Here is a 20088-nt window from a genome sequence, read left to right on the forward strand (position 1 = left end):
TTCTGCTTCTAAACCTATAACTTTAGACTATCTAACCTTCTCCTTATCAAGATAAAGCATCATATTTCTAGACTCCCTGATCAAAGAACAACTAGCTCTAAATTCGTCTCGTTCCTCTTGTAGTTTATCTTGTAATAAAGAAATATCATCAATAAATGTAATGATTTTTTCTTTGTTATATGTTATTTCCTTATTATCTTTCATTTTTCACTTTATCCTCCATCCATTTTGCTAAATCGCTTAGGTTAATTTCTTCTCGTTTAACACCTGTTGCCGCAATATAAGGTTCGACAACAAGCTTGCTCAATTCACTATTTGGATTTTGGCCCTCTCTAATCATTTCAAAAATTATCTGCATTTGTTTCTCTCCTTTTGAATAAATTATTTAATTTATATATTAAATTAATGTAAATTAATATATAAATTGAAAAACTTTAGTCATGTATTATTTCTTTTACAAACTACATTAACTAATTATACCTTTAACTTCTTTCTAAAACTAATTTGTTATTTATCGTTTTTATAATTCTATTATACATTGTTATTTATCGTTTTTCAATAGAATTCCACATATCGTTTTTCAATAGAATTCCACATAAAAACGATAAATAATAAATATTATTTATCGTTTTTATCCATTGGTTTTTAATAAGCAATATTAGAGTTTTTCAACCTAATTTCAATAAATAATTAAAAATGGTATATGTAAATATTAAGCTTTATAATAAATAATATAAACATTTTCTAGAAAGGATGATTTTATGAAACATATTAAATCTACACTACCAATTCAATTGTTTGAGAAAAAACATTTTAATATTGTAGTCGCTGGAAGAACAATGGCCACAATAGAAATATTATGTTTTGATGAAAACGAGTATGCTGCTCAAGCTAAAATTATTGAAACTAATAAAGAAGTTAGTACAGCTGTTTGTAATCCCTCTTGTTTTAAAACATTAGATGATGCCCTACAAGAAATTGTAAATTTAATTGATGAAGAAATTAAAGATAATGATTGGGTAAAAAAAACCATAGTAAATACAAAATAATTTGGAGGAACTATATATGGAAAACAAAGCACTATTAGATGAAATTGAACAGCTAAAACAACAAGTTGCACATTTAACATTTAAGCAAAATTTATTATTTACCAATGGAAGTGTAGAACGATTAGTATTTGATTACGATCTCACTCAAATACAATTCACACAAATAATGGATCTTATGGACGAATACAGAAAAATGATTGGTGAAGGTAGACAAGTGTCTCATCATGAGTTTGAAATGCAAATAAATGCTATTGTGCCTGATCACGGTTATCATTTTGCTGAAGCTATTACTTATGCTTTTTGGGAAAACAAGCGTTGGGAAGAAGTGTTTAACGAGCTTTATAGAGGTATGGAAAAATACAAATATGTTAAGAGAGAGATTTAGTAATGTCTGTATGGGATATTGTAAGTAATACTAATAATGCAGTTAGTATAGTTAGTAGTGCCATTGCTATTGGTTCTGCTGCATGGGGTACATTTAGCAGTAAAAGAGCCTCAACAGCAGCTAATACAGCAAGTGCTCTTCTAGATAAGTTAAATGATCATAAAAAAAGATCTGAGCTAGAAAAAATACTTCAAGTGGTCACCACTAGTATTTCTGAAATAAGGACTATTGGGAGTGAAAAATTTCGTGATATGCAAGCTCGTGGTACTAACTATCAAAGTAAGTATAGTGAGCTAGCGAAACAGATTAGGGATATATGCAATGATACTTCCACTATACATAATGATATTACAGAAAAATTACTACTTATTGAAGTAGAATTAAATGGTTTTAGCCGTCAAGAATCAGCACTCTCCCTTGATGAAGAAAATGAAATTTTAGCTAAATTAGACAAAGTTCTACAAACTGCAAAAGTTAAATATGATGAAATTGAGGGACGTTTAGCTTCATAATTTACCTGGTGTTTTATCAAATAATTGAAAAGGTAGCTGTGAATTACGGCTGCCTTTTGTTTTTAAATCAACGTTTTGAAAAAAGGGGGGTCTTAATGGCTCAATGTATTAAACAAACCGGTCCCACTTGTGGAATTTATGCTTTTATAAATGGAATGTACCATATTAATCAGAAGAAAGATGTTTCAAAGGAACAAGCTGATAAAATGGTGTATTCATTCTTAGAGGCTAATATTGTTAAAGATGACTCAAATATTAAAACAGGAACTACTTTTGTAGGTGAATTTTTTGATTTTGAATCGTATATCTCCTTTCTTAATAAAATCAAAAATACTTTCATCTATAAAAATATCGATTATGATATTAAAATTAAAGATGTTAATTATTTAGATGATATCAGTGTTATTGAGGACATACAAAAACAAAATTGTTTTGTCTTATTCAGCATTGCTACCCCTATTTCCTGGTGGAATCCGATTAAATTATACAGATTCTTAAAAAAAGGATCTATGATTTCACATTGGATTCCCTTATATGGCTATGATAATAAAGAAAATAAATTTATTGTTGCTAATAGCTCTTCTGGAAAAATTAAAGGATTTTCTTTAAAAACATTAGCTAAAAAAAATAAACGGTTAAAAAGTACTACGTTTTATTGGAAATATTATAAGCGATCTAAAAAGCGTTTTACATTTAAAAAAAATCCCATAGAGGATTTAGTGCAAGCTCAATTAAAAAGTAAGAAGGATTTTTTAGATAAAGGTATCCTCATCCCAAAGATTAACCATACATCTGGGAAAATAGTTATTGTTAAAAAAATAGAAAAATAGGGTACGTGAAATTATCGAATTATCTATACTGTTCTTATTCTTCGTTTAAATACATTTTCTGTCCTTCTAAACCAAAACCATGGATATTCCTTTGAAACACGCATATAAAGGAATCTGAAAACCCATTTTTTATTTGTCTTCTGAAAATAGGCATTTTCACAAAAATAAAAGCAGATATTCTATAGTTTGACTATAAAATACCTGCTTTTATTCTTTATATTAAACATATAGCAATTGCCGATCCCAATAGTATCATTCCAACATTATTTAATATTTTTTTGAACATAATATTATTTTCTTACCCTTCTATATGTTATATTCCATGCATTTAAATCATTCATCTTTAATTCTTCTGAAGTTAAATTTTCCTGAGCATAAATAAATAGGCTAAATTCTATCGTCTCACCCATTGTACACTTTGCTTTGGAATGCTTTTTATCTATTAATTGATGAGTATCGTTTTTTAATAATAATGATCTATCTTTACGTCCACTTATCTTTTCTTTTTGAATTAAAATTTGTCCCGCCAAAATCTGTGAGAAATATGTATTCACAATTTTATCTAAGAAAAACTTATCCTCTTCTTCTTTTTGAGAAGTCTCTTTCCAATTCAAATATTTAATTAGCTTCATTGCTTCGGGCCTAATTCTATATTTTTTTATACTATAATCTTTAATATCCATACCATATTCCTCATTTTCTATTTTTCATTCTCCTTTCAGTATAAGGTATCTTACATGTTCTTTAAAGCACTTATAAAGGGACAACTATGTATTTTTATACCACTAATCTCTATTAAAAAAACTAGGGTCTGAAATAAACTTGACTTAAACCACTACGGGTACTTGAAATAGATACTTTCTTTACACCGACTCCACTTTGAATCAAATTGAATACTTTATATTCATACTCACCTTCAATTTTAAAATTTAAAGGTTGGTTAAAGTCTACTTTACCTTTTGTATAATCCATTTTCCATTTATCAGAATCCATATTCCAATCATCAAGTTTCTTTTTTACTTTCTCTATAACTGTTGGTGAAAATTCTCCTTCACGTTCAGCCAGACTTACTGCATACTCACTTAGCTCATTCGCTTTTGTATTATATACAGTATGGCCAGCAAACTCAGCACCAAAGAAAATTATTGCCATTAACGCAATGAAAAATAAAACATACTGTATTGCCTCACTCACTTAATCTCGGCCTCCTTTTTCTAAAAAGAAAGGGTAGTTATAATAAACTACCCCTCTTGTATAACTTACACTAATATTATTCTATTATTTTCCCCATCCTGAAGGTTCTACTTTAGATCCTTTTGTAACACTTACAAAGAAGTCAGCGATATTTCCTGTTCCTGTTTTCATTGCTACTAATAGAATTGTTAAAACTACTAGAGCAACTCCTACACCAATATACATCCATACTGCTTTATCTGTAGTTTCATCTGAAGATTCATTTAATAACCATGATTTACTTTTTCTTAATAGATCTTTTCCCTTGTTTAAAAATCCTGTTCCTTTTTTTGTTTCGATTGCTAATGTTTTCATAATTAATTTCTCCCTTTGGTTTGTATTTTTTATAATAATTGCATATAGCAATTTATTAATTTATTAATTCCTTCTATTAAAACAGATTGACGAATTTATCAAATATAGAAACAAATGATATTCCCATAATTAAAATAACCATGCCTAGATAAGCAAAAATAATATATTTAGAAACTAATCCTGGTCTCATTTTAACTAACTTATCATGAGATTCAGATTGTAGTTTTTGCATTACTTCAATTTGTGCATTTATGATTTCTTTACTTTTTTCTTCATCCATCTTCATAGATTGCTCTAGAGCTACCATAAATTGATAAGCGGATGGAATATTTAGTGCTTTTGCAAATTCTATATAAGGCTCATGGCTACCAGGTTCCAGTTCTAATTTAGCAACCAATTCCTCTGCATAAGGTTTTATACTATCAGATGCGTACTCAATTGATCTTTTTGTCGCTTCAAAGGCTGAAAATTTAGAAAGCATAAACCCTAGAGGAATCATGAGCTCTGGTAACTCTAGCTCCAACCTTAATTCCCTAGACTTAATGATACTGTTCAATCTTACGTTTTCATAAAAGAAAACCAGAGCTGAAATTATTAAGCCTACTGTTAAGATAATTAGCTTATATTGTGGAAATATCCATGCATATATAAGCGCAAATAGGAAAACAAATATTGATATTACTAATTTTTTTAGCAAAAATTCAATTGGTGTAATCTTTAGATTTGCTTTATCTAATTTTATATTTAGTTCCTCTTCCATTCTTTGAGGTATCCAATTTTTTTTAAGCTTTAGAATTGGTTCAAAGAGCATGAATAGAAATGTTCGATTTTCCTCATTCTTCCTATACCGTCCTATATATTTATGTATTTGAAATTTTTTATTATTTCTTCTTTCAAATGCATAATCCACTACTAAATATATTAGTGAGAACAGCAAGAGAAACAGTGGAATCGTGGTTAATAGATTCACTTTATCCCCTTCTTTAACTTATTTTATTTATACCTTCTGTTGGATCATAGAATGAATGTTGCTCGACTTTAACTGCACAGATAATGTTTACAAGAATCATTAATGTAAGTATTATTTTCCCTGTCGGTGTCCCTGCAAAAGCAATGTAATCATCTGCTGTAACTGCTAAAAACATGAATGGAAATGATGCTGTCATAATAGCAATTTTTTTAAATGAAGATCGTTTTGGCTCCATTCCTGCTTTTAATTTGGCTTTATATATCTTTTTTTGCTGAAATTCATCCGCTATTCTCATTAACAAGCCATCTTCATCTTTTCCTGTTTTAGAGATAAGATCCAACATGTCATGAAATAACTTAAGATTCTTGTATTTATACTTGTTAATCAGCGGTTCAAAAGATTCTTTAATACTAGTTCCTTCTAAATGTACGATTAAACAATTTTCAACATCTTCTTTAATAGGTGACTGCATTAAAGGCAATATACTTTTAATCGCAAAGCTAGGGTTTTCATATGCTGACATCGCATTTGCAAGTGAATTTAAGTACAACATCAACTGTTCTTCAACATATAGTTCATATCGTTTCTTTTTATAAAACATCATAATTCTCGGTAAAACTAATCCTACTATCACACCAAAAACAGCAAAATTCACCGAGATAAAAAACCCATAAAATATTATTACCCCAATTAATGAACCTACAATTAAAAGCATACTATAATCTTTAATTGTTAAATTCCAATTGAATTCTTTACCCTCATGAATAATCTGATTAGGGCTAATCCACTTATATAATCCTTTTTTCTTAAGATATGCAATAAATTTACTATCCTTTGATTTATTATTTAAAACATATTTCAATGCATTTTTCTTTTTATTTTGTATGCTATCTAGATTCGCATTGATAACATAATAGATGGCTGCAATCATAATTAAATATGGTAAATATTTAAGATACTGCAACTGCTGCCCCTCCCTTAGGTAGGTCTTCTTTCTCCCTATCCTTTTGTAAATCTTCTAATTGTTTAGTAAAAACTCTGGCCTTTTTCATCTCTTTAATTCTGAAATCACTTAAATAGCCAGTCTGTTTATGACATCCATCTACTTTGAATCTAGTTCTACCTTTTTCATCTTCATACTCTGTTTCTGCTTCTATATCAAAAGAAAATAACTTATTGTACTGTACTTCCCCATTTTTATAACCTGTGTATTCAACTATTTCCGTAATTCTTCTTGTTCCATCCAGTGTTTGTTCTAGATGAATACCGAAATCAAAGTTATTTGCTACACTTCTATATAATGACTCTAATGACATATTAACTTTCTCTGAACACATGTCTACAACCCTTTCAATACTATCAATTGCACCAAAAGAATGTAATGATGTCATAACTGGGTGTCCTGTTTTGGCTGATTTAACCATACTCCAAGCTTCTCCACCACGAGACTCCCCAATAATTAGCCATTTTATAAATTGGCGTAGTGCGGATCGGTTTAGTCGATCTAAGTCAATAACATTTTCAACCCCTTCTTTTTCTCTTGTTATCCAAGTTTTAATGTCACGGTCTGGATAAATAAATTTTAAGAAGACCTCCGGGCTATCCTGGACCATCAGAACTCTATCCAATTTAAAAATGTAACCCACTAAATACTTTAATAATTCCGTTTTACCTGCTCCTGTTGATCCTGAAATTAATATTCTACTGCGTGTTCTCACAATAGCTTTCAATAAATCTATCATAATTTCATTTGCTTGCTGTGTTTCTAAAATCGACTCTCGACTAATTCTTAAACCCTTAGTAAACTTACGAATCGCAAGTGAAATACCCTCTTGTGAAATATCAAATCCCATTAAGTTAATGCGCATGTTAGGGAAAAAAGCATCACACTCTGGTTTTGAATATGACCAAGTTTGCCCAGATGCATATGCAAACTTATAACATAATGTTTCATATGCTTTTCTATCTTTAAACTTAATATCAGAAAGGTACTTTCCTTCCTTAAGATCAGTAATCCATATTTCATCATAGTCATTACAAACAATATCAGTTACATTTGGATTCTCTGCAAAAGCTTCCAAAATATCTAAACCAGCTACAGCATCCACTAATAATTTGGTTAGTTCATCTAGCGAAAACCCTGGAAGATTAGGTTTTTCAATAAGATATTGAGAAACCACTTTCCTTAGTGCAGCTTTCTTTTTTTCATCACCAAAGGATTCTTGAAGTAATGATTTATGTTCATTTTTCAAGAAATCTTTTACTTCTTTTAAATATTCTTCCGGTAGTTCCTTTTCATGATTAACACCTATACTATTACTTGCTTTAATAGTATAAATATACTTCTCAATATCAATTTTTTTCTTTTTCCCTGGACTATGACCATACTTCTCTAAATTGATAATATTTTTCTTTACGATCTCCATAGTTTGTTAATGCCACCTCTTTTTTCTTCTTGTTTAATGAAGAAACCAAGTTGACGAGAAATAGTTTTCAAATGCAAATCAATTATAGGAGAGCCCACCTTCAAAGCAAATTCAAATTCAGCTCGTTCATTGCAATACGGAATGCATTCAGAAATATTTAACTCAGTTAATTCTCCGTAAATATCCTTACCTATATTACTACTACAAAGATTAAATACTTGTATCCATTTCTTGTATTGTAAATCAGCTTGTTCAAAGACATTTGTTAATTCCATATATCTCGATAGATATTTAGGGCTACCATTCAATACATTAATCACATATTCACATTTACGTAATATTGGTAATCCAAAAATATCGTCAATTTCACATGGAAGGTTAAAAATAACTGCATCGTAGTCTAAACTCTTGATTCTATTCATTAATTTTTCTACGAATTTAATGATAATTTCTTCGCTATCATTTTGAAAATCTGGAAATTCGGATGCTTGATACTCCTTTGGATAAACTAGTAAATCCAATGAACTGGGCAACCAATCAAATTGTTTTGTGTTACTATGAATATCTTTTTTTCTAAAAATGTAATTTTCAAGATTTAATTGATTATACAAAATAGCTTCTTCCATAAATTTTCCCATATGTCTATCACCAAGAAATATTTGGGTTTTATTGGCAAACGAAGGATTTGAATAATCTAACTCAACAAACAATACTTTATGTTGATTTTCTGCAATTATTTTTGATAACGCATGAGATAATGTAGCCTTACCAATATTTTGCTCTATACCAAATACGCCGATAATTTTGGGATTATTACTCCCCATGTCTATCCCTCACTCTCTTATTTCACTTTGTACGATTGTTTTTGTATCCATTTTACAATTTGTTCATCTGCTGTTTTTTCAACATTTGTTTTATATGCTGTTCCACTTGCAACAGGGATTATTTTCCCAATTAATGTACCTTGATTTAGCAATGTATTTTCTTCTTCATTCACTGCGAATGTATAAATCTTTGCCATAGGGCGATTTTTCGCTTCTTCTTTTAAGCTATCCTGATATGAACCTTCCACATTTATAGTTGCAGGATCAAAAACATTTGCTGCATTACTATCTTTAACCGCTGTTACTCTTACATGTTTTGCAATGCGGCCAAAGATAGGCTTTTCTACAACCTCACCTTTTTCATCTTTATCCTTAACTGTTCCCTTAAAGTACAGATCCACGTGACTTTCGGGAATAATACTATTCCCTGAAGAAGTCTCAATATCTACTAATAGAGGAAATGCCACTTCACTTGGTTTTAAGTTTAAAATAGCTGCATCTGGAAGCTCATCTTTAGATACCACTTTATTCTTAAAAACATATGAATTCTCGACTAACCCAAAACCATTTACAGTATATTTCCCTACAATGTCATTCGGATTTTTAATCGCATTAGGGGGAATGGAGCTATTTGATACTTCACGTACTTGTAACATATCTTTGGTTATCTTGGTTCTAGGTGGAATATCAACCTTAGTAAAATATACTTTTTGTAAATTGACCTTGCTAGAAACGGCATAATTCTCGTATCCAACAATCGCAACTACTAATCCTATTGAAGCTGCTAAAGTAATAGCTAACTTCTTAGGCGTACTCTTTTTTTTCACATCTTCCAACTCCTATTAATTAGGTTTTTTCAATTTTTTTGCTTCAAATATAATGTTAGCAAATTGTCGAACACTAGCTTTTTCATCTTCTTCTTTTAGGTATTTACGTATCGGAAGATCAAAAGTGTTATAAGATTCTACAGCAAGCATGGATGGCTGAGAAGCAAGAGCATATATATGTAATTGCTTCTCACCATCACTTAGATTTGATTGCTCTACATACTGTCTCACAAGAGCCTCTTTTACTACATCCTCATTAACTGTAACTTCTTCATCCACCCTAACCTGTCCCATATTAATACCCTGGCTCATAGCGCTTGCTGCTGCCTGTTCTAAAGTTCTGTCCTCATTTGTATCAGCTGCAAACAAATAACTTGAACTTGCAATAAACAATGTAAATCCAAGCAATACAAGAGCCATTATTACAAACTTAGGGGCACTCAATTACATCACCCTTTTTAGGTTATTTAAGGTTAAACTTGCTAAAGAATTCACTATTTAAATCCACATTTAATCCATGAGATTTATTATATGCTTTAATAGATTGGTAAATTTCAGGACTAATTTTATAAGATTCTTTATGATAACCTGGAGGAATATCTTTAGGATTCGGATATTTCCAATTTGTCCACCAATTATTTAAACTTGTTAACATTGTTTCTTTTCCTTGCCAATTCCATCCCACCTTATCAGGGAATGGATTACTCGGATTTACTGATCTTCTAATAAAATCATCTTCGCCCTTTTTATTTCCAATAAATGAACCTTCAATCATCACTTCGCCAGTTAGACATAAGTTTAATTTATTTACTCCAGCATTATAAGATTTAATATTAAAAGCATATTTCCCATCTTTTTGATCAAAAGATGTATACCACTTTCGACCACCATTTAGAATTATCTCTTTTGGATTATAAGCTGGGTGATTTTTATAGTCTTTATCAAAGACATTACCTGAAAACTTTTCAACATATGTCATTGGGAGTGACCAAACCGATTCACTTACAGAATTTTTCGTCTTTTCCATTTGCACTTTATATCCATCATCAACTTTTGGATATTGCAAATGCTTAGTCATTGTTGGGAAAAATGAATCTGTATTTTTAGGCCCTGTTGCACTACTTTTAGGATCTTCATTAGAATAAGTTGTTTTCACCTCATAACTAAATCCATATCCCGATCTCAATGTTTTTCTAGATAAATTAATTATCTCACCTGTCAGATATTCATAGAGATTATCCTTTGTTCCCTTGTCATTTATTGTTCTTACTACAGCATGAATACTAGCTTTTTCTCCAGGCCGAGAACATAATGACACTTGATGACTAGATGTGTATATAGGTGTATCTAGTTTATTATTCTTAAAGTTCGTCTTTTTAACATCTTTACTGTTATCATATTTTCGTGGTATCGGATTAATTTCAGCTTCTATTTGACCAGATCTTTTTAATGACCAATCAAAGCTTATGGTTTTACTCTCTCCTTCCTTTAAGGTAACATTCTGCGCCCCTACCCTATCACCATCAAAACTTAAGGTGACGTTAGGTTCTGTTGAATTGTACTGAGCTTCTAATGTTTCAAGTCGTTTTAATTTATTTGTTTCGCATTCTAATTTTTCTTCCGCTTTCTGAAGTCTTAATAGAATACTATCTAAACGTTCTTCCCACCATGAACAATCTCTTGGGTAACAATGCTGTTTTCCTTTTTCATCCACATAGCAAGTTTGATCCAAACGACATGACTTTAAATTAGACCGTGTACTATCTCTATCATCTTTAAGACTATTTACTTCTGATTGTAGAGAGTTAATCTTCTCTTTTAATTCACCCCTATATTTATCCCTTTCCTCTTTAAAATTGGCTCTAGATACTTTTACAGGGGTAGAAATATTTGTTCCTTTTTCTGCTGTTTCTCCTTCAATTCGATCTACAGCAAAGTCCATTTTATACTTAAAATCATCTTTGCACATATTATCATCCGGATTAGTAGTTGGTTTATCATCGCAATCCCCATCGACTGTAAAGGTAGTTGTTTTTTCCTGGGAAGTCCTTTGAACACCATCTAGAACCTTTATTTTAGCAGTAAATCTTCCACACAACTCAGGTTGCCACCCTATTGGATTCACATTGTCATTTACAAAGTGACCTGATTCTTTCTCATTCGCTTTAGATGGATTACTTTTTGGTTTCGAGCGCATATATCCGTTTTTCTTATCTACCAAATCCCCATCTTTATAAATTTCTAAGAACCAATGTACCCGGTTTCTTTCCCCAGCACTTTCTTCGTATGGATTAGTCGTGGTACTATTCGGGTCATTATCTGTGTAACCTTTGTTTTTTGAAACATATTCATAGCCCTCTAGATCAAAAAACACTGGATTTGATTTGGAGCCATTTGTTGCACTGAATTTAGTTATATCTGGGAAACTCGTCCTGACAATCCATATGTTATATGGATTAATTTCCCTACTTAAACCTGCACCAGCATATCCCCCACTTAAATAAGCTATATCTCTTATCCAATAAAAATTACCATATCTTTTACCTGTTTCTTCATGGGATATAGTATGTTTATTTATATTACCTAATACAAAATCTCCATTACCAAAATAAATATTGGATACTATAGAAGCATTCATTCTTTCCACTTCAGTGACCATCCGATTACCTATAGGATTTCCACTCCCTATAACTCCATCATTAATTAAATTGACAAAAGGCTCTGAAGATTCAGTGTTTTTAATCAAGTTTTCATGATGATTACCAAAATTAAATGCACCATTATACAATGCTGGATAATGTATGTCAGCTGTATAATATATATTCTCACTTCCTGGGGGTGTATATCCTTTACCTGGTCGAAGTAACTTACCAGGTATTTGTAACTGCCTAGAAGTTAGTTCCGTATCTGGAGTTCCATTATAGAATGGAACATCATTATTTCTAGCACTAGCTGCATTGGGAACTAGTAACGAGAATATAAATATCAATAAAAACAACAAAGGTCTTACTCTATACACGATTTTCCTCCTTTCGTGTATTGGTGGCATACGAACTAGTTTAATTTATTTTTATCTAGTTCGTATGCCATAAATTAATTTAAATTATTTAGATTCTACACGGATATAAAGCATTTGATCCGCTGTTGATAGCCCAATTCTTATTTTGTTATTTTCTTTTTCATAGTTACTAATTTTATGAGTTGCTACTACACTATCAATCTCTGAATCTAAGTTAAGTGATGGATTTAATAGATTAACCCATTGTTTAGCAAGTTCTACAGTTGCAGCGTTATTTCCTAAAAAGTAAATTTCGAATTCATCTTTATTTACACCTTCAACTAAAAATTGTGAATTAAATGTACCTGCTGGTAAATACATTCCCTGGTCTTTAAGTGCTACTGATACACCAATTTCATTAAATTTCAAATTTGTACCGTATGTAGAATTGACAGATTTAACAATGTTTTGAGCGCCACTTGAAACTGATTTTTGAGCAATCGGTAAATTATTAAATGCTGTTTCATTAAACTTTGTTTCTGGTGTTGTTAACTCCTGGTTTAACCCCTCAGGTAATTTTTGTTCTGGCTTTGTTTCTGGTTTTTCCTCAGGCTTTACTTCTGGCTTAGTCTCAGGTTTTTCCTCAGGCTTCACTTCTGGTTTAGTCTCAGGTTTTTCCTCAGGCTTCACTTCTGGTTTAGTCTCAGGTTTTTCCTCAGGCTTCACTTCTGGTTTAGTCTCAGGTTTTTCCTCAGGCTTCACTTCTGGCTTAGTCTCAGGTTTTTCCTCAGGCTTCACTTCTGGCTTAGTCTCAGGTTTTTCCTCAGGCTTCACTTCTGGCTTAGTCTCAGGTTTTTCCTCAGGCTTCACTTCTGGCTTAGTCTCAGGTTTTTTCTTTTCTACTACATTAATAGAGTTATAAAGGAACTGACTATATGCTTCACGTGTTACATGCATTTGTGGTGAATACATATTACCTCCTGTACCAATTGTAACTCCATTTTCTTCTAATGCACTGATTGCACCATAAGCCCAAGAATTTGTATCAACATCTGCAAATTTTGTTGTTTTCGTACCCTTAAATTTAAAAGCATTTGTAAGTACTTGTGCCATTTGCTCACGAGTTAAAATATCATCTGGGCCATATTTCCCATCACCAAATCCACTCACAAGTCCAGCTTTAGCAAGTGCTAAGATTTCTTTCTCAAACATATGTCCTTTAATATCAGTAAATGGATTTTTGAAGCCAGCATCTGCATCCGCTGGTTTTACGTATGTATAAATCATACGTGCTACTTGTCCACGAGTTACATTGTCACCAAAACCAAAGACATTATTTCCATACCCTTGCACTACTTTACGGTTTGTTAAATCGTAAATTGCCTTCGTTGACCAATGATTTGCTGGAACATCATTATATTTTAATGAATCTGTATTATCAGCTGCACTAACTGAAGCTCCTGTGCCTAAAACTGCTGTCCCCATAATAGTCAATGCTGTTGCTGTAGTTAATAATTTCTTTTTCATAATTTATTTCCTCCTTTTTAATTCCATTATTCTAATATACAATCATTGCGTAAAACCAGCAATGCATTCATCTATTTCAATGATATTAGAATTAATGGTATAACACCCCCTAGCACTGAAATAGCTGCCGGCAAACAATAGTACATACGAGTTACCTTCCACCCATCTGTCACTAGCGAGATATTCATTTTTTTAAATTTAATACTGTGATATCCAGTTATTGTTTTAAATCGTATAAAAGATTTGAAAAGCAATAACAAAGTAATAAATCCTGTCAAAATTGAAGAGCACATGAAAATTGCAATATGCACCATTAATGCGGTATATAATACGCCTTCCTCTGGGCTAATTAGGAAATAAAACAAAGATGCAACAATAATCATCTTCGTGTCACCAGGAGAAAAACGAATTAGTTTCATATTCTCTCGCAATATCCCTACAACTAGTGAAACGCAAACTACACACATTAGATCTAATAATTTTATATGAGTTATTACGCCCAGACAGATACAAAGAACTAAAAATATAAGATGCCAGTAACCTTTAGTTTTTAAGTACAGAAAATCTGTATAAATGTTAAAGAGCATATATGTAATAAACAGCGAAACTATGAGTAGACTCATGTACCAACCCCCAACTACTCAAAATTAATTATTAGGTATTTGTAACTATATAAAAATTCTTTTATTAGTTATATATTACTAATAATGTTCCTTTAGGAACATTATAGCATATTTAAAATTAATGTACACATTTTTTACAAATAAAATTTATCAATATAAAAAAGAACTGAAATATAGGTGTTCACAAGGACTATCAACCTATATTTCAGTTCTTTTTTTATAAATATTAAATTAAATTCACTATATTTCACTTCTTAAAAAATCTATTAAACAGAGAAGTTTTCCTCCCCTTCTTATAGTACTTATTACCTATAATCTCTTTTATTATAATATCCATACTATCTACAAATTCTTCATCTATATCTTTATGCTCAAATGGAATCCTACCATCGTATAGACAGTTATATGTAATTACGGGATCTATATGCGGAATATTTATAACTCCTTCTAATCCTAGAGAATTACATAAGCCTTTACCATCTACCCCTTTATTCATCTTATTAAAGATAAAATATATTGGGTGGCCTTCCTGCTTTAATTTTACAAAATTCATTACTTTATCTATTTCCTTGGCGATTAAATAAGGTTGAGGATCTATTATAATAAATATATAATCCATATAGCTAAATGCATCTAGTGGTACATTCTCTCCAAAGTCTACAATATTAATTGGCTTTTTCTCAAAATGTATTTGTTTTATTAATTCATTAATTCCCCACTCACCAATTTTACTTTTTCTAGTATCAGCTACATTCCAATAAATATCAAAGACCTTATTATTAAACTCCCTGTTTCCAATTTCATTTTGTTTAATCATGTGAGGAATTGACATGAATTGATTATCCTCTTCTTCGTGTTCATGTAGTAACAATGTATCAAAAAAATACGGATTTATTGGTGGTTCTACTATAGAAATTGCTAGATCATAATCACTCATTGCCATTGCAAGATTCATAGACACAAAACTACTACCTGATTTCGAACTTAAACCGCATATTGCTATATTTTTATTTGCAACGGATACTACCTCGGTTTTTGTTTCATAAATTTTTTTCTCTATAACCTGCTTTTTTGTAAGTATCTTGGTTTTTATCTTTTCATTAGAAGTAGAAAATTCATTTCCTACTTCATAATGCCATCTAACAACATCAGCATATGTTGTATTCCTCTTAATATGCTTTTCTATTAAAGGGGTGAAGTTTTCTCGCTCCTTCCCTTTTTCATCTATAGTTTCAGTCGATAACGGTATTACATCTGTAATGCCCATACTCACAACAGCTGCTACCGTTTTATCGCCTGGCTCTTTATCTATCGCTAATAATACAATTCTTATAGATGGCTTACTAGCACGAATAGATTTAATTCCAGTTATCAAACTAGCACTATCTGTAACCCCTATATCAATTAAAAGTAGCTTTAACGAAACCTGAGCTGCTGAAAAACAAGCTTGCTTAAAACTATCTTCTTCAAATTCACCAATTTTTATAAAAGCAGCCTCTCTTTCGAGAGCAGCTTTTATCTCTTCAACAAATTTAGGACGTGCTATAATACCATCCATCCTTACACACTACCTTTCTACAAATGAATTTCATAATGCTCACATTTCCAACCGGTATCAGTTTTAATCCACTCAGCCTTTACACTAATAGCTTGTACATAAATGGATTGAATATCATCCGTACCTACATCATATGTAGTCCTATATGTTGCATAAGATGTAATCTTAGTTTTTTCACTATTTTTCGCTATTGCCCTAAGCTCTTGGATGTCTGTTTGCTTAACCTTTAAATCTTCTTGCTTTCTTTCTTTTATACTTAAAAAATTCTTTTTAGCCTCACCAATCAAATACTTTTCAAATTCCTCGGATTTACCTTCAGACATCTCTTTAATAAATCCATTCATTTCTGTTTTTACCTCTTCTTCTGAATGGAATTTCGCAATTTCATTTTTTAATTGTCGATTTTCTCCATAAGTATATATAAATAAATAAGAAACCGTCATAAATAATATGACTGCCACGCTTATAATCACTCTACTTTTCAAATTGTCCCTCTCCTTTTAGATACTTAACGAACAATTCGTCCACCACCGTAATATTGTCTATTCCAATATCCTTCAAATACATTATCAATTTTTATACCCGAACTGTTTGAATTAATCATTTTCCCATTTCCAATGTACATTCCAACGTGTGTGACTTTTGGCCCTACGTATGTTCCATAGAAAAATACAAGATCCCCAGGCTGTAATTGTTCTTTACTTACTCTTGCTGTGGCATTATATTGTTCTTGCGCTGTACGTGGAAGATTTATCCCAGCTGCCTGTCTAAAATTCCACTGCATTAAACCACTACAATCAAAACCTTGTGCTGGATTGGCACCTGCCCAAACGTAAGGTCTACCAAGGAATTGTGCCATAGATGTATATACTTTATTAGCATCAAATTTTTGTCCGCCACTTCCATCTAAAACTATACCTCCACCTTGATTTCCAGCTTCACAATTCATCGTTAGTCCACCCAATGAATTTGCTATTTGTGTTGTTACAGGTACCCAATCTTTATTCATTCCCTGTGGGTCATTACTTGCCCCCACTGGAGCATATTTACCACCAATTTGTGTAATTGTCGTAAGGCCCTGTGAAATATATAATTTATATAAATTTCTAGCCATAAAGTCTAATCCCTCATGTAAAGTAGAAAATGTCCATAATCCACCACTCCCCATGATACCTCCAGGATTGTTTTTATTTTTTACCGCCGGGGATGTCCCTCTCCCTGTTTCATGAAATGCAATTGCTATAAAGAGAACTGGGTCAATTTTATTTTTCTCAGCTATACTTATAAAGTCATCGGTCATTCCTTTAAATACACCGGCTTTATCCATCTGCTGACGAATTAATTCTTTATTTAATGTACCGCTTGGTGTACACACTGCTCCTGTTCCTGTACCTGCATCGGGAAACATCTGCTGGATTGTTCCTGCTTCAATCAGCTTTTTAACATATTCTTTCTGTTCCTTTGTAAACTTAGCATCATCCATCGCCTCATCTAATGTTACAGAGGAACTTATTACACGTTTTCCAGGCATATCGCTAATCTTCTTTATATTGTTACTTATACTATTTCCTGAAAGATTAAATTTCGCAAAAAAATCTTGAACTGCCTTTTTCCCTTTAATTTCTTTACTAGATGTAACTATTTCCTGCGTTTGTTTCTCTTCACATTGACCAGTTTCTTTGTTTGTTTTAATACATTTTTCTTCTGTTTTATATTCTTCATATTTAAGCTTTATAAAATGATAGGCTGAATCATGAGGATCTTTTCCGTCTAAATGATTTTCGTACTTGACCATATCAAATGCGACCAGTTCTACCCAATTAATCTGTAAATTAGTTGCTACCTCTATATATTTTTTAATAGTTTCCTCTTTACCACCTGGAGTTGAAGATGTTAGCAAAAGAAAAGGGCCTAATAACACTAAAACAATCCCAGTTATCAAGACCATCAAAATTGGTTTCCAATAATCTTTTAAAAGTAAAGCTGCCTTTAAGTAAATCACCGTTTCACCTTCTAAAACGTTCTAAAAAGAACATAGAGTAGTAATATTTACCTAATAAAACAAACTCTACGTTCTTTTAAGAACAAATATATTTATATTTCACCTTAATTCTATTAACGGCCTCCAGCCTCACCAAACATAATTAATTCTTCTGGAGAAATATCTATTTTTAAATGCATTCGTCTATTACCAGCAATAAATAAAGCTTCTCCCCTATTCCCTTCTGATAATGTATGTATTTCTCTTTCTGATAAAGTCATTAATTTTTCTAATGCTTCAATATCTTTTTCACCTTGTCCTAGTAAAATTTTATATACAGGGTTATTTAGTAAGGCTTGTCCATATCGCTTTACAGCTGGATCTAAGAAATCTACTAAATCCTGTGTTATTACCATTAAACCGCCTTCATATTTACGAATACGTTTTGAGGTATTTCGTAAAAACTTAATTGTTTCTGGGACTTCAGGATCAATTAATAAGTAACATTCATCCACACCAAGTAAAACCTTTTCTTTTCTATTTTTTGAAACCTCATTCCAGGCCCAACCTAACACATTATAAAATTGTGCCCTTCTAATCTCATCATTTGCCTCTAGTAAGTTCTTAATATTTAATACAACAAAATCTGATTTAGGATTAATTGTAGTCGGTCCACTCCATAAAAATGAATCTGCTCCTACCGCTGCTGATCTTAATAAAATAGATAGATCAAGCCAATCCTTACTATTTGCACCCGTTAGAGAAACGTTGGATAAGTCTCCCCATTTTTTTGTAAGTTCCTCCACATTTTCCTTCGATAAATCTAATAGTATAAAGTACAGATCTTTTAATGTTGGATACTGTTCATTAGGTATGTCTTGTGGATTAGTAGCCCAATTAATACCTTTTGAGTTATATAATGCTTCTAAGGCTACTTCCAATAAACTCATATCTCTTCTACTTATATTACCTAAATATAGTTTGAAAAATGTTCGTAAGAATTGAAAGTGATACGCTAATGGGCCACTATTATTTCCTTCAACTTCTTCATATAACTTTTCTTTTTCATCTTTATCATCTAATGGGACATCTCTTATCTGTAGGGGATTTATTCGACTTTCTTGTGATCCCCCACAATCAATAGCATCCCCATCCATATTTCTTGCTAAATCACCATATTCATCTTCTGGGTCTATAATGATAATTTTTGTTCCACGACCATATTCACCACGCAAAATCTTTTTAACAGCTGTACTCTTTCCTACACCTGGGCGGCCGATAACAGTTAGATTTGAGTTTGTTCTGCTTTCTCGCCTAGTCCAGAAATCACAAAGAATAATCCCTCCACCTTTATCAGTACCTAATAAAATACCTTCACCATCATTAAGACCTGAATATACAAATGGGAAGCCTGCTGCTACGGACTCAGCTGGCATATTTCTAGCTCCTATATCTTTAATTCGATTTTCCATCATCCCCCATGGGCCTACAGTTCTTAAACCTTCTTCTTGTAGAAACATCGGTGTTCTTGCCCTTAACCCTGCTGCTGCAAGCATACTTTCTACTCTTCGGCATCTCGTATTTAATTCATCTAAATCTTCAGCTGATACTAAAAGTACCACCGTCATTAACATTACTTTTTGCTGTTCTCTATCAATCTTTTTTAAAATTGCCTTTGCATCATCATATTGATCCTGTGCCCTTTCTCTTGAAACTGGATTTCCCATATTTTCAATTTTGGCTCCAAGTTCCCCCATAGAAACACGAATTTCATTTACTAAATCATATGGGTCAATAGGTTCCGTATGCATTGAAGTTACTACACCAGGAATATTTGCAATTCGACTTAGCCACGCTTCCCCTACACGTTGAGGATAATCAGTTATAACAAGTACACGTTGAAATCTATCCCCATAGTTTAATTGTTTAGGCTGAAAATTTATCACACTAGGTGTAATTACATCTAAGAATCCTGACAATTGATTTTTGCCAGCAATCTTTTTTTTCTTTTCTTTTACCTTCGCCATATT

General features: G+C 31.8%; 21 protein-coding genes. 4 read left to right on the top strand and 17 right to left on the bottom strand.

All coding sequences use genetic code 11. The features are described from left to right. Positions 1-27: 27 nt before the first annotated feature. Together QCI79_RS33860 and QCI79_RS33865 are read right to left on the bottom strand one after the other, a co-directional pair. On the bottom strand, positions 28-204 hold the full coding sequence (locus tag QCI79_RS33860) for a hypothetical protein (RefSeq protein WP_000654323.1): 177 nt from the start codon (positions 202-204) through the stop codon (positions 28-30). Further along, positions 194-358, bottom strand: coding sequence for a hypothetical protein (locus QCI79_RS33865; protein ID WP_001165641.1), 165 nt, complete (start codon positions 356-358; stop codon positions 194-196). Before QCI79_RS33865 ends, QCI79_RS33860 begins: the two co-directional genes overlap by 11 nt. 403 nt (positions 359-761) lie before the next feature. On the opposite strand from QCI79_RS33865, the gene QCI79_RS33870 reads away from it, so the two are divergent. The 4 genes from QCI79_RS33870 to QCI79_RS33885 all read left to right on the top strand — a co-directional run bounded on the left by QCI79_RS33870 (position 762) and on the right by QCI79_RS33885 (position 2776). Beyond that, a complete protein-coding gene (locus QCI79_RS33870) occupies positions 762-1049 on the top strand; it encodes a hypothetical protein (RefSeq protein WP_000680543.1) in 288 nt (95 codons plus the stop codon). Between the two features lie 16 nt (positions 1050-1065). Continuing rightward, a complete protein-coding gene (locus QCI79_RS33875) occupies positions 1066-1434 on the top strand; it encodes a hypothetical protein (protein WP_000428062.1) in 369 nt (122 codons plus the stop codon). 2 nt (positions 1435-1436) lie between these two features. After that, positions 1437-1946 carry a hypothetical protein gene (locus QCI79_RS33880; protein WP_000118032.1) on the top strand — a complete coding sequence of 170 codons (510 nt, stop codon included), beginning with the start codon at positions 1437-1439 and terminating at the stop codon, positions 1944-1946. Between the two features lie 95 nt (positions 1947-2041). Then, entirely contained in the window at positions 2042-2776 is a 735-nt protein-coding gene (locus tag QCI79_RS33885) for a hypothetical protein (RefSeq protein ID WP_000035978.1), read from the top strand. 290 nt (positions 2777-3066) lie between these two features. Here QCI79_RS33885 and QCI79_RS33890 read toward each other — a convergent pair whose 3' ends face one another. The 15 genes from QCI79_RS33890 to QCI79_RS33960 form a co-directional block, all read right to left on the bottom strand. Continuing rightward, positions 3067-3459, bottom strand: a complete 393-nt coding sequence (locus tag QCI79_RS33890) for a hypothetical protein (RefSeq protein ID WP_000351728.1) — start codon at positions 3457-3459, stop codon at positions 3067-3069. A gap of 121 nt (positions 3460-3580) precedes the next feature. Then, positions 3581-3970 carry a DUF4320 family protein gene (locus QCI79_RS33895; RefSeq protein ID WP_001287332.1) on the bottom strand — a complete coding sequence of 130 codons (390 nt, stop codon included), beginning with the start codon at positions 3968-3970 and terminating at the stop codon, positions 3581-3583. An 84-nt stretch (positions 3971-4054) separates the two neighbouring features. Next, entirely contained in the window at positions 4055-4324 is a 270-nt protein-coding gene (locus QCI79_RS33900) for a hypothetical protein (protein ID WP_000853325.1), read from the bottom strand. A gap of 76 nt (positions 4325-4400) precedes the next feature. Further along, positions 4401-5294, bottom strand: a complete 894-nt coding sequence (locus QCI79_RS33905) for a hypothetical protein (protein WP_001050939.1) — start codon at positions 5292-5294, stop codon at positions 4401-4403. Between the two features lie 13 nt (positions 5295-5307). Further along, positions 5308-6225 carry a type II secretion system F family protein gene (locus QCI79_RS33910; protein ID WP_003272645.1) on the bottom strand — a complete coding sequence of 306 codons (918 nt, stop codon included), beginning with the start codon at positions 6223-6225 and terminating at the stop codon, positions 5308-5310. A gap of 19 nt (positions 6226-6244) precedes the next feature. Beyond that, complete coding sequence (locus tag QCI79_RS33915) at positions 6245-7720, bottom strand: TadA family conjugal transfer-associated ATPase (RefSeq protein WP_000407060.1); 1476 nt, start codon at positions 7718-7720, stop codon at positions 6245-6247. Then, a complete protein-coding gene (locus QCI79_RS33920; protein ID WP_000535383.1) occupies positions 7708-8544 on the bottom strand; it encodes an AAA family ATPase in 837 nt (278 codons plus the stop codon). The genes QCI79_RS33915 and QCI79_RS33920 overlap by 13 nt, the downstream gene beginning before the upstream one ends. 17 nt (positions 8545-8561) lie before the next feature. Continuing rightward, the gene (gene cpaB / locus QCI79_RS33925; RefSeq protein ID WP_000730537.1) at positions 8562-9371 is read right to left on the bottom strand and encodes a Flp pilus assembly protein CpaB; all 810 of its coding nucleotides are present in this window, start codon (positions 9369-9371) and stop codon (positions 8562-8564) included. A 15-nt stretch (positions 9372-9386) separates the two neighbouring features. Then, the gene (locus QCI79_RS33930) at positions 9387-9815 is read right to left on the bottom strand and encodes a hypothetical protein (RefSeq protein WP_001275763.1); all 429 of its coding nucleotides are present in this window, start codon (positions 9813-9815) and stop codon (positions 9387-9389) included. 19 nt (positions 9816-9834) lie between these two features. Continuing rightward, on the bottom strand, positions 9835-12390 hold the full coding sequence (locus QCI79_RS33935; RefSeq protein WP_000286439.1) for a hypothetical protein: 2556 nt from the start codon (positions 12388-12390) through the stop codon (positions 9835-9837). Positions 12391-12474: 84 nt separating this feature from the next. Beyond that, a complete protein-coding gene (locus QCI79_RS33940) occupies positions 12475-13896 on the bottom strand; it encodes an S-layer homology domain-containing protein (protein ID WP_000728043.1) in 1422 nt (473 codons plus the stop codon). Positions 13897-14766: 870 nt separating this feature from the next. Then, entirely contained in the window at positions 14767-16077 is a 1311-nt protein-coding gene (locus QCI79_RS33945) for a response regulator transcription factor (protein WP_000348691.1), read from the bottom strand. A gap of 17 nt (positions 16078-16094) precedes the next feature. Then, the gene (locus QCI79_RS33950; RefSeq protein WP_000842367.1) at positions 16095-16562 is read right to left on the bottom strand and encodes a hypothetical protein; all 468 of its coding nucleotides are present in this window, start codon (positions 16560-16562) and stop codon (positions 16095-16097) included. A 23-nt stretch (positions 16563-16585) separates the two neighbouring features. Next, entirely contained in the window at positions 16586-18079 is a 1494-nt protein-coding gene (locus QCI79_RS35115) for a C40 family peptidase (protein WP_000639715.1), read from the bottom strand. Positions 18080-18192: 113 nt separating this feature from the next. Continuing rightward, entirely contained in the window at positions 18193-20085 is a 1893-nt protein-coding gene (locus tag QCI79_RS33960) for a VirB4 family type IV secretion system protein (protein ID WP_001151311.1), read from the bottom strand. Between the last annotated feature and the right edge of the window lie 3 nt (positions 20086-20088).

Source organism: Bacillus cereus group sp. MG1 (assembly GCF_040460035.1).
Lineage (GTDB): Bacteria > Bacillota > Bacilli > Bacillales > Bacillaceae_G > Bacillus_A > Bacillus_A cereus.